Here is a 276-nt window from a genome sequence, read left to right on the forward strand (position 1 = left end):
GTAACATTCCCTGCTTCTAAAAAGACACCACCCATAAGATAAATTCCTTTTATATTTAACATCAAGTCGTTCCATAAATTAAAAGCAATCGCTAACGAGGTAGATCTTCCTACATCGACAATTGTTAAATCTTCTCCATACTTTACAAGAATCGCAGCAATACTACCAAAATTGTATATAGGAATAGATAACACACTTTCCGGTACATGGATGGGCCCTAATCCTTCTGGTCCATGAATTTCAGGGTAATACGTTGTAATTTCATTTGTAAGTGGG

General features: G+C 35.9%; 1 protein-coding gene. It reads right to left on the reverse strand.

Annotation, left to right across the window (positions count from 1 at the left end):
* A partial coding sequence (locus SB775_RS29180; protein WP_410864713.1) for a nucleoside hydrolase occupies positions 1-276 on the reverse strand: 276 nt, incomplete at both ends.

The organism is Peribacillus sp. SIMBA_075 (genome assembly GCF_046534585.1).